Genomic DNA, 9,583 nt, shown 5'->3' on the forward strand with positions numbered 1-9,583 from the left:
CCAAAACGTGACAACGTCGGACTTGCATTGGTGCTCGTTGCCGGTGTGACACTCATCGATTTATTGACGGCGCAAAACGTAAGCGCCCGGCACGCTCGCGGCCGCCGGCAAGCCCGGGATTTCGGTGACCGCAGCGGCTTCCCGCGGGGTCTCGAAGCTGTGCGGGGCCTTGCACGTAAAGACATGTCGTCACCTGCCAGCCAGAATTGAGCGGTGGCTGACCTCAGGTGAAGGTCTTTCCGCATGCCCGTGCCTGCCGCCGGGCACAGTCCCGATGGCAAGCTCCGGCTCCTGCACAGCCAAGCTTCGAACCGGGGCTTCGGCTGCCTTCCAGTCGGGCGTGAAGAAGCGCCGTGGTCCATGCGCCAGCGACCCAGGACTAGCCGGGCATGGTACCGATCCGTCCCAAGCTGCGATGCCGTACCCCGCGTGCAGCGCGGTCAGCCGCTAGCACTCTGATCTGGTCGACCAAGTCCTTTCTTTGTAGCGAGTTTTTGTTTTTCTTTCAGCAGCCGAACGATCGCGTCGACAGGCGGTGCAAGCTCGGGCGGCGACTTGCTGTTCGAGCGCCACAAGTATCCAAACAATGTTCTCAGTATGCGCATTGTCGTAACCTCCTGGACCACCAAACTTGGCTTGGGCGTTGTTGTTCCTGAACGGCACGCCAAGCCCGCTGGGGGTGACGCGGAAGCTCAATCTGAGAAACGACCTGAAGTGCTCGCGTCTCGGATTGTTGCAAATTATACGGCGGGAGGACGGACGAGTAGAACTTCGTTGGGCTTCGAGACGACCGTTAGGACGGTGGCTCGTCAGCAGGCGGTATCTTCCTTCCGGAACCCTGGCCGAGCCAAAGGCGTTCGGGTCGTGCAGCACTTGCCCTAGGGCTGAAAGATCGGACTCCCCCTTCCGATCAGCCCACGTCCTTCCCATCCCCTCGGGGTGCGGGCCCCTATTTTGGTTGGCGTGCTGGAGCGGCGCGGCTGAAGGCGTAGCGGGCCTTTTTTGTTCCCGTGTGGAACTTCGGCGCGGGCTGAAAGTTTGATTCGTGCAGCTGCGACATGGATGACTCCCAATGGGCCCGCGTCCTTTTTTCCGAAGGGCGCGGGCTTTCTGCACGGAACACCGGGGCGGTGCACATTTCGCCCACTTGCAGCGACATGGCCGCTTGCGCGCAGCCTCAATCCCTCGCCTTCAGGCCCTGTTGTCTGCCGCAACAAGTGTGATCCCTGCTATCAACAACATCTTGGAATCCCATCGCCAGCCGTCACTGGGCGCCGCAAGTGGAGATCTTGACAGTGATTACCGGCTCGGGTTTTTGGAACGTATTCAGGCTTTTCAGCGTTCTATGACATGCCTCACGATCGAGCCAACCGTCTGCTGGGCGTCGCCACCACTGCGAAAATCGGTGGTCATCCCATCCATCCCATGTTGATTCCTTTTCCGATCGCATTGCTTGTGTCGGTGTTCCTCTCAGACTTGGTGTTTTGGTCGACCAGGAATGCTTTCTGGGCCGAGGCTTCTTTTTGGCTGCTCGGGTTTGCCTTGCTTATGAGCGCCGCAGCGGCGCTGGCCGGCTTTGCCGATTTCCTTGGAAATGCAGTCGTACGCTCTTTCGGCGCCGCGTGGCACCACATGATCGGCAATGTCATCGCAGTGGTACTCGCCTTGGCTAATTTCGTTTTGCGGCTCAGTACAGGCGCAGTCGAGGGGACCCTGCCTTGGGGATTGGCCCTGTCCACGCTTGTTGTCCTGCTTCTTGTTTACACTGGCTGGAAGGGCGGAACGCTCGTCTACGAGCACAGGGTAGGAGTGCATCCTGAGGAGGGTGAGGGCACCAGTTCTCGTGCGGGACGATCTTGATTGAGGTCTTGGCATGGCCGACCTGCGGGGATCCGTTGTCGTGGTCACCGGCGCTTCGAGCGGCATCGGCAGAGCGGCTGCTCTTGGGTTCTCGCGAAAAGGGGCGCGGCTGGTACTGGTTTCTAGAAACGACGACGCGCTCGACAACATCGCTAAGGAATGCGTCGACTCAGGCGGTGAGGCACTGACCTTTCCCGCCGATATGGCCGACTACGGCGCGGTGGAGGAAATCCGTGGTTTTGCGGTATCGCATTTCGGCCGGATTGACGTCTGGGTGAATTGCGCCGCAGTGCTGATTTTCGGGCGTTTCGAGGAAGTTCCGCCTCCGATGTTCCACCGCCTGGTCGACACGAATGTGTTTGGTTACATCAACGGATCTCAGGTCGCCCTCAAGCAATTCCGCTCGCAAGGAGACCGTGGAGTGCTGATCAACGTCAGTTCCATGCTCGGTGTCGCTCCAGAGCCTTATGTCAGTGGCTATGTCGCGAGCAAGTTTTTCATACGCGGGCTCACAGCCTCCATCCGGCAGGAGTTGCGCACCACTCCCAGCATTCATGTGTGTGCTATCCTTCCTGCAGCCATAGACACCCCTATTTACCAGAAAGCGGCGAATCTGTTCGGCCGCAAGGCGCGATCCATCATCCCTGTTTACTCGGCCGAGCGAGCCGCCTCTGCAATTGTCGGCGCAGCGAGCCATCCTCGACGCGAGATCAGGGTTGGCGGCTTTGCATTCGTGTTGGAATTTGGCTGCCGGGTTGCGCCATCACTGGTGGAATGGATAGTCGCTGTTGTGGGGCCACGTCTCCAGTTTCAGGAAAACGCCGAACAACCGCACGATGGCAACTTGATGGCAAGTGTGTCCCCTCACGAAGTTGCCGGCCGCTGGCGCCAGTACTGGACGAAGGCTGTTGGGCGTCACTCCCCTTGATCGTCGCGTGCCCTTTGATTCACGTGCCCAGCCACCGCTTCCAACCTGTAGTGAATGGATTGGAACACAATCTTGCTGTTGCGGATGACGAAGCTGTCTGCACCGTCGGTAGCGTTGAAACTGCGCGAAGTAGCGGACCAGATCAGAATGGCGGAGGGGCCCCGAACCTGCTTTGCCAAGAATTCGAATTTAGCCTCAGGCAACTGCTCATGAAGACGTTTGGCTGAGAGGCGGATAGTGTCGTGACCGACGAAATTAGAATTCGCGGTATAGTTGCGCCTAAGGTCCTCCTCCAGTTCACCCATCACACGCAGCCTCAAATGGTGTTCAAAAACCTCGTGTATCAATCGAGCCATTTAGACGCTCCGTTTGTCTCCGGTGCCAAACTGAAGGCCTGTTCCCTTACGCCGCGAGGGAACGCAGTCACTCTCGGATTCGTTGCAATGTATGAGCAATGTTGGACACAGGTCGGGTCAAGCTTCGAACGATCAGGGCCGCATTTCAGAATTGCCCGAGAAGATCGAAAGGATGAGCTCTCGAAATCGCTGCATCATCGTGGTCGGAGCCTCGGCTGGCGGCGTCGAGGCTCTGAAGCGGCTCGCCACCTGTCTACCGCCCGATCTTACCGCTGCTGTCTTCGTGGTGCTCCACGTGGGCCAGACGAGCTATCTCCCGGAGATCCTTGATCGGGCTGGCCCTCTCAGGGCGATCAAGGCGAAGAGCGGGGAGCAGTTCGAGCGGGGGCGCATCTATGTGGCTTCACCCGGTTTCCATCTGCTGCTGCACCACGATCACATGCTGCTCCGGCGAGGCCCTCGCGAAAATCTCGCCCGGCCGGCGATCGATCCTCTCTTCCGGTCGGCCGCATGCAGCTATGGAGCTCGGGTCATTGGCGTCCTCCTCTCCGGCAGCTTGTCCGACGGCACCTCGGGTCTCCGGGCAATCAAGGCCGTCGGGGGAGTAACAGTGATCCAGGACCCGCAAGACGCGGCCGTACCAGAGATGGTTCGGAGCGCCCAGCGCCATGTCGAAATCGACCATTGCGTGCCGATCGTCGGGATGGGCGATCTGTTGGCCCGGTTGGCCTCCGAGCCCGCCGGCGAGACGCTTCCTGTTCCACCGGGAGTCCGGCTGGAGGCGGCAGTCGCAGCTCAGGAGCACTCCGCTATGTCGAATGAAGCTCGTCTCGGCGAACTTTCGTTGTTTGTTTGTCCGGAGTGCCACGGTCCTCTGTGGGAGATCGAGGACGGCGACATGCTTCGCTACCGATGCCACACTGGGCATGCCTTCACGTCGGATGCGATGCTTGAGGCCCAGTCGGCCGAGACTGACCAGATATTGTGGAGCTTGCTGCGCGCGCATCAGCAGCGGGCGGCATTCACCCGGCGAATGGCCGACCGGGAAAGTGAGTTGGCCCGCGTTGACATGGCGGCAAAGCTGCAGGAACGGTCGAGAGAATACGAAGCGGACGCCGAAGTGATCGAACGAATTCTCGAAAGCAGGCGGGGCTCAGGGGCAGAGAATGGCGCGACGACGAAGCAAAACTGATCCGGCCTCGCCGGCAGCTCGGGTGGCGCCGGGGACGGGTGCTCCGTGCCCGTTTTTCGGATAGGCGCATCGGCCGGCGGCTTAGCCGCACTTCAGAAATTCGTTCCCGGCGCGCACGCGACAGCGGACTCGCCTATGTTGCCATTCAGCACCTCGAGCACGAGAGCGAGCTGGCGAGCATCATTCAGCGATGCGCACCTATAATGGTGACCGTGGACCGCGATCAGCCGAAAGGAACAAACAGCACGCACTTTGGTTAAAGCTGCGCGTGCCACCACACACGCGTTTCTCACACTCGGAGACGACGATGGCTACGAAAAAGGAATCGCAAAGCAAGGCCAAGGGCCTCGAAGATCTTTTCCACGACGGACTGAAGGACGTCTACTACGCTGAGCGCAAAATCCTGGCTGCGCTGAAGAAGATGGCCAAGGGTGCCGAATCTGACCAACTGACCGCCGCATTCGAAAAGCACCGCGACGAGACGGAGGCTCAGATCGAACGGCTGCAGCAGGTCTTCGAGATTTTCGGCAAACGGCCACAGGGAAAGACATGTCCCGCCATCGACGGCATCATTGAGGAAGGACAGGAGGTACTGGAGGAATTCAAGCAAGCTCCGGCTCTGGACGCCGGTCTTGTGGCGGCGGCGCAAGAGGTTGAACACTATGAGATCGCCCGCTACGGCACCCTGATCACCTGGGCCGGACTGCTCGGCCTAAAGGATGCCGTGCCGCTGCTCGAGGAGACGCTCGAAGAGGAAAAGGCGACTGACGAAGCCCTGACGCAGCTTGGAGAGACCAGCGTCAACGAGAGAGCGATGCAGGAAGCTGCCTAGGTAATCGGCGCTTCGACGGAATCAATGAGCACGTCATGAACAATAGAGAGAGCGCGCCTCCGGACGACGGTGGCGCGCCTTTGTCGCCGGCGCCGGCGGGCCAGGCGCCAAGCCTGCGGCAACTCCTGTTCGAGCCTAACATCTCCGTAAACGGTCTGATCGACGACAGCACTGTCGTTTTTCTTCTTGGTCGCCTGGAAGCCGTACGCCAGAGCGGCGGCGACCTCATCATGGAGCTCAACACCAACGGCGGGGATGCCGATGCGGCCCGGCGGATTGCCCTCGAAATTCGGCTGTTTCGGCAGCATTCAGGCCGCAATGCATACTGCGTCGGCAAGACGAAAGTGTATTCGGCGGGGGTGACTATCTTCGCGGCTTTCCCGAAGCCGTTCCGCTTCCTCACCACGGACGCGGTTCTCCTGGTGCATGAGCGCCGTATGCAGACGAGTGTCGAACTGAATGGCCCGATGAAATCTTCCATTCAGATTGTGCGCGAGCAGCTTGCGCTACTTGAGACAGCGGAGCGACTGGAAATGGAGGGTTTTAAGGAACTCGTTGAGGGCAGTTCGCTTAGCGTTGACGAACTCTACCGCCGTGCGACAACCAATTGCTACATCCACGCTGAAGAGGCCCTCGAGCTGGGGATAGTCGCCGATCTGCTGCGGTAGCATTGTGTTCAGGCGAGATATCCGTGGCGATTCCGGAGTATCGGATTGACAATGCGAAGCCCGCGCTTCTTGGGAGAGAGCACGAGCCACGAGTATCGACTGCACTTGGCGGGCGATCGGAACCAACGGTCTGTGGCGACGTTGCGAACTATGCTGACCCAACGGAGACCGACATGACAGAGCCCAAGGAACGTCTGGTGCAGTGGCTTCGCGACGCTCACGCCATGGAAGAACAGGCCGAGACCATTTTGAGCGGCCAAATCGAGCGTCTGGAAAACTATCCCGAGATTCGCGACCGGATGAACACGCATCTCGAAGAAACGAGGCAACAGGCGAAACGTCTCGAACAATGCCTCGACCGGATTGGCGATGGATCTTCGACGCTGAAGGATGCCGGCGGTAAGATAATCGCCTTCGGACAGAACATCAGCGGCATTTTTGCAGGCGACGAGGTGATGAAAGGATCGCTAGCCAGCTACACGTTCGAGCATATGGAAATCGCCAGCTACAAGATGCTCATTGCCGCAGCCGACGAGGTCGGCGACCTCGAGACCCAAAGCGCGTGCAAAGCAAATTTGCGCGAAGAAGAGGCGATGGCCGACCGGTTGGAAAACAGACTCGGCACAGTCACCAGCGAGTTCCTCAGACGCGACGAGCGGGACACTGACACCGCGAAACGGTGACGTGCAGAGGCGCCGCTCTATTTGCGCTTAAGGGCGAGCTGTCGCGACCCATACGCGGGGGAATGGCGAGCCCTTTACCTGCTACGAGCCTATTGCTCCGGAACCGCGGAGGTCTGTGGATGATTTCGCGCGGCCTCGGCAATCTCGGGGATGTATTTGGTCGCGGTGCAGCTTCGGTTCGTGTTCGAGCGCGCATCGAACACCTCTTTTTCGCAGACCCGCTCAGCGAGCTCGATGGGAACATGCACAGCCAGAGGCACCTCAGTCTCAGATATTCCGAGCTTGGCTGCGATTTTCTGTTTCACCTCTTGCCTACCGAGCGAAACGTCAACGCCGACGTCTTGCGGGTCCTGAGAATCTTCCGTCGTCGGCGATGCGCCTTGCCCGGGTAGATCGTCTCGCTGCCCAGTCTGAGCAAATGTCTGAACGGTAAAGAGCAGCCATGTAATCACAGCCGGCAGCAATAATCGGTGGGGGAGTGTTTTCATGCCCAGCCTCCTGCAGGTGCCTTGAACAACGGGCAAAGTGGTCGAAGCGTTCCAGAGGAGCGGCGTGCGCTTTGGGGAGCCGATGCAGCCCGCCGTGCCGAAGAATGTGGCAATTTTTGTGCTGTGCTGTTGGAACCTGATTTGGCGACAATTTCAGTGCCGCAACACGCGCTGTGCTGTCGGATCGGGGAGAACAATGCGGCAAAAGGCAAGCATTCACCGACAAAGAAAAACAAGACAGAAAGGAGCGCACGCCGGATGCTGCGCGGGAATTGATCGAGGTCGAGCGCGCGGCACGAAATGCAAAGACGGCTCGGCTCCGGCAACAACGACTGAGAATTGAAACCGCTCTTGCTGGGGCACCGGCACCGCAACCGAAGAGGGATTGGAAGGTGAAGAGGTGGTAGTAGGCACGCTGCACGTGGCGCTCTCCAATCATCCGCGGCGGTGCCGGAAGGCGCCGGCTTCCTGCGCCGCCTGGCCGGCGGCGAGATTCGGCGTGCGCCAAAAGAAGGGCTTGGTGCAGCTCACGCAAGCTTTGCCGCCTCAGACCTCAGCATAGGAATTAATGTACGGGAATTACCAAGCCGTAGCCGCCACGGAACTAACAATCCGGCTCAAACTTACTTTAGCGATCCAGGTCCCTCACTCGGATCACCGGTCACCTCGATCGGATTGGCCCGTCCTCGTACCTGGGCGGGCCATTGTCGCCGGGCGACCTGACTGACAGGAGTGAACAACAATGTTTGCAGATGAGATTGCGGCAGGGCGTCTGAAATCCCTAGTCGACCACTATATGGAGACCAGGAAAAGGCGGCACGATGTGGTTTCCACATCGAGGGCTGAAACCGCCATACGGGAAGTCCTCCCCAATTGCCCTGTGTCCGGCAAAGCCATTGATGACATGATTGCCGCCTGTGCCGTCGAGCATGGTCTCGGCGTGCTGTTCGACAGGTCAGAAGTCACCGACAGCGTCAGATGACCGCTGGCCTGCGAAGGCGCTCAAGGCAGTCCGCCACGTCGAGTGTCCGGTTCATATATCCCCCGGTTGGTACGTTTCCGACACTATCCGTGAGCCTCCATGCATCTAGATAGCCATGGAGGTGGAGTGAGCATGCCGAGATATTTTTTCCATATCCGGAGCGAGGACGGGCACCTGGTGGAGGACCTCGAGGGGCAGGAATTCGCGGATATGGCGCAGGCTGAGGAGAACGCGATGGCCTCCGCCAAGGAGATCCTGGCGGAAGGACTGCTCAGCGGGAAGCCAGTGCTGACAGGCGCGGTCTTTGAGATATGCAACGACAAACACGCATTGGTGTTGCGATTTCCTTTCTCGGATGCCGCTACAAAGCCCGGTGCCCGCCCTTAATGCCTAAGTGACTGGCTTTCGGACTTTAGCACCCCATATGTAGTTTCATCGTTCGCACGTTGTCACGGGCGCGAACGGCTGGGAGATCGGAAAGCTCTTGCCCTACCGAGGGTGGAGTCATGTTTAACCAGCCCAATACGCTCTATCAAAATAATTTACTGCGGCGACTTTTCCCTAGCGATCTGGCATTGCTCGAACCCCACATGGAACGGGTAGCGCTGCCGATGCGGACCCAGCTTGAGTCGGCGAAGTCCGTTATCGGACACGTGTATTTCCTAGAAGAGGGCATCGCGTCGGTCGTCGCCAAAATACCTAAGGGCCGGGATACCGAGGTCGGCCTGATCGGCTTGGAAGGCATGACCGGAGCCTTACTGGCCCTAGGTGGCGATCGCGCCGCACATGACACCTATATGCAACTGGCGGGAAGCGGCTTGCGAGTTCCAGCCCCGGCACTGTCGTCTGCTCTGTCTGAGAGCACTACGCTGAAGGCTCTTCTGCTTCTCTATGTCCAGACCCTCTATATTCAGACCAGCTACACCGCCCTGGTAAACGCACGGTCGAAGTTGGACGAACGTTTGGCTCGCTGGCTTCTGATGTGCCACGATCGCGTCCGCACCGACCGGCTTGCAATCACCCACGAATTCATATCCGTCATGCTCGGTGTGCGGCGACCGGGTGTCACGGTTGCAATCCAGGAGCTTGAGGGCAGGGGCCTAATCAGAGCCACGCGGGGTGAGATCGTCATCAGGGATCGTGATGGTCTGTTCCAGTTGGCCGATGGCACCTACAGCGAGCCGGAGCGGGAATATGAGCGGTTGCTGGGGAAAACCGACTAGCCCCTATAATCGGCGGCTTCGGCGAAAGTCGCGGTAGCGACGAGCGCCACCGTCATCGGCAATTCAACCGACGCCTCGCGCTGGCGCTCCCCACCGCCTAACCCTTTCGCCATCCATATTCTTCACGGCATAAATCGCTTTCGCGAACCGGCACTTGCATGATCTGGGACTTCGCTACCCAGCGGCAGTTTGCGTGTGCACTTCGCCGAAGTTGGACCCGGGAAGGTGCCCATCCGGCGTCCAGGCAGCCTTGTGTTCTCAAGCTACATTCTTCTCATATTGGGAGCGCTCAGAGACCGGCGGCTCGCTGTTTCCGCTCGAAAGTTCTCATGGCCCGATGGATGTTCCGGAGAGCTTGGCTGGAATCGTGC

11 protein-coding genes and 1 pseudogene are annotated in these 9,583 nt (G+C 59.3%); 10 read left to right on the plus strand and 2 right to left on the minus strand.

Annotation, left to right across the window (positions count from 1 at the left end):
- From AC0L2M_RS34165 to AC0L2M_RS34175, 3 genes and pseudogenes are all read left to right on the plus strand, one after another.
- Window positions 1–210 (plus strand): annotated as a pseudogene (locus tag AC0L2M_RS34165) (hypothetical protein); the annotation flags it as partial.
- A 1,140-nt stretch (window positions 211–1,350) separates the two neighbouring features.
- Window positions 1,351–1,860, plus strand: a complete 510-nt coding sequence (locus AC0L2M_RS34170) for a DUF2231 domain-containing protein (protein WP_473537212.1) — start codon at window positions 1,351–1,353, stop codon at window positions 1,858–1,860.
- A 13-nt stretch (window positions 1,861–1,873) separates the two neighbouring features.
- Entirely contained in the window at window positions 1,874–2,788 is a 915-nt protein-coding gene (locus AC0L2M_RS34175; protein WP_473537213.1) for an SDR family oxidoreductase, read from the plus strand.
- On the opposite strand, the gene AC0L2M_RS34180 is transcribed toward AC0L2M_RS34175, so the two are convergent.
- On the minus strand, window positions 2,776–3,144 hold the full coding sequence (locus tag AC0L2M_RS34180) for a hypothetical protein (protein WP_473537214.1): 369 nt from the start codon (window positions 3,142–3,144) through the stop codon (window positions 2,776–2,778). The two genes, AC0L2M_RS34175 and AC0L2M_RS34180, sit on opposite strands and share 13 nt — an antisense overlap.
- A gap of 151 nt (window positions 3,145–3,295) precedes the next feature.
- Here AC0L2M_RS34180 and AC0L2M_RS34185 point away from each other — a divergent pair, with 151 nt between their 5' ends.
- The 4 genes from AC0L2M_RS34185 to AC0L2M_RS34200 all read left to right on the plus strand — a co-directional run bounded on the left by AC0L2M_RS34185 (window position 3,296) and on the right by AC0L2M_RS34200 (window position 6,519).
- Window positions 3,296–4,336, plus strand: a complete 1,041-nt coding sequence (locus AC0L2M_RS34185; RefSeq protein WP_473537215.1) for a chemotaxis protein CheB — start codon at window positions 3,296–3,298, stop codon at window positions 4,334–4,336.
- Between the two features lie 307 nt (window positions 4,337–4,643).
- On the plus strand, window positions 4,644–5,168 hold the full coding sequence (locus tag AC0L2M_RS34190; protein ID WP_473537216.1) for a YciE/YciF ferroxidase family protein: 525 nt from the start codon (window positions 4,644–4,646) through the stop codon (window positions 5,166–5,168).
- Window positions 5,169–5,203: 35 nt separating this feature from the next.
- On the plus strand, window positions 5,204–5,836 hold the full coding sequence (locus AC0L2M_RS34195; RefSeq protein WP_473537217.1) for an ATP-dependent Clp protease proteolytic subunit: 633 nt from the start codon (window positions 5,204–5,206) through the stop codon (window positions 5,834–5,836).
- A 173-nt stretch (window positions 5,837–6,009) separates the two neighbouring features.
- On the plus strand, window positions 6,010–6,519 hold the full coding sequence (locus AC0L2M_RS34200; protein ID WP_473537223.1) for a ferritin-like domain-containing protein: 510 nt from the start codon (window positions 6,010–6,012) through the stop codon (window positions 6,517–6,519).
- Window positions 6,520–6,608: 89 nt separating this feature from the next.
- Here AC0L2M_RS34200 and AC0L2M_RS34205 read toward each other — a convergent pair whose 3' ends face one another.
- A complete protein-coding gene (locus AC0L2M_RS34205; RefSeq protein WP_473537218.1) occupies window positions 6,609–7,007 on the minus strand; it encodes a YdbL family probable chaperone protein in 399 nt (132 codons plus the stop codon).
- Window positions 7,008–7,749: 742 nt separating this feature from the next.
- On the opposite strand from AC0L2M_RS34205, the gene AC0L2M_RS34210 reads away from it, so the two are divergent.
- The 3 genes from AC0L2M_RS34210 to AC0L2M_RS34220 all read left to right on the plus strand — a co-directional run bounded on the left by AC0L2M_RS34210 (window position 7,750) and on the right by AC0L2M_RS34220 (window position 9,212).
- The gene (locus AC0L2M_RS34210) at window positions 7,750–7,989 is read left to right on the plus strand and encodes a hypothetical protein (protein ID WP_473537220.1); all 240 of its coding nucleotides are present in this window, start codon (window positions 7,750–7,752) and stop codon (window positions 7,987–7,989) included.
- A gap of 132 nt (window positions 7,990–8,121) precedes the next feature.
- The gene (locus AC0L2M_RS34215) at window positions 8,122–8,376 is read left to right on the plus strand and encodes a DUF6894 family protein (protein ID WP_473537224.1); all 255 of its coding nucleotides are present in this window, start codon (window positions 8,122–8,124) and stop codon (window positions 8,374–8,376) included.
- Window positions 8,377–8,495: 119 nt separating this feature from the next.
- Window positions 8,496–9,212 (plus strand): Crp/Fnr family transcriptional regulator, encoded by a 717-nt coding sequence (locus AC0L2M_RS34220; protein WP_473537222.1) that lies wholly within the window; start codon window positions 8,496–8,498, stop codon window positions 9,210–9,212.
- The last annotated feature ends 371 nt before the right edge of the window (window positions 9,213–9,583 follow it).

Source organism: Mesorhizobium sp. WSM4806 (genome assembly GCF_055811635.1).

Bases quoted from the DNA above. Each gene is read 5' to 3' on its own strand.
- AC0L2M_RS34170 (WP_473537212.1), top strand. From the start codon at position 1,351: ATGCCTCACGATCGAGCCAACCGTCTGCTGGGCGTCGCCACCACTGCG.
- AC0L2M_RS34175 (WP_473537213.1), top strand. From the start codon at position 1,874: ATGGCCGACCTGCGGGGATCCGTTGTCGTGGTCACCGGCGCTTCGAGC.
- AC0L2M_RS34180 (WP_473537214.1), bottom strand. From the start codon at position 3,144: ATGGCTCGATTGATACACGAGGTTTTTGAACACCATTTGAGGCTGCGT.
- AC0L2M_RS34190 (WP_473537216.1), top strand. From the start codon at position 4,644: ATGGCTACGAAAAAGGAATCGCAAAGCAAGGCCAAGGGCCTCGAAGAT.
- AC0L2M_RS34195 (WP_473537217.1), top strand. From the start codon at position 5,204: ATGAACAATAGAGAGAGCGCGCCTCCGGACGACGGTGGCGCGCCTTTG.
- AC0L2M_RS34200 (WP_473537223.1), top strand. From the start codon at position 6,010: ATGACAGAGCCCAAGGAACGTCTGGTGCAGTGGCTTCGCGACGCTCAC.
- AC0L2M_RS34205 (WP_473537218.1), bottom strand. From the start codon at position 7,007: ATGAAAACACTCCCCCACCGATTATTGCTGCCGGCTGTGATTACATGG.
- AC0L2M_RS34210 (WP_473537220.1), top strand. From the start codon at position 7,750: ATGTTTGCAGATGAGATTGCGGCAGGGCGTCTGAAATCCCTAGTCGAC.
- AC0L2M_RS34215 (WP_473537224.1), top strand. From the start codon at position 8,122: ATGCCGAGATATTTTTTCCATATCCGGAGCGAGGACGGGCACCTGGTG.
- AC0L2M_RS34220 (WP_473537222.1), top strand. From the start codon at position 8,496: ATGTTTAACCAGCCCAATACGCTCTATCAAAATAATTTACTGCGGCGA.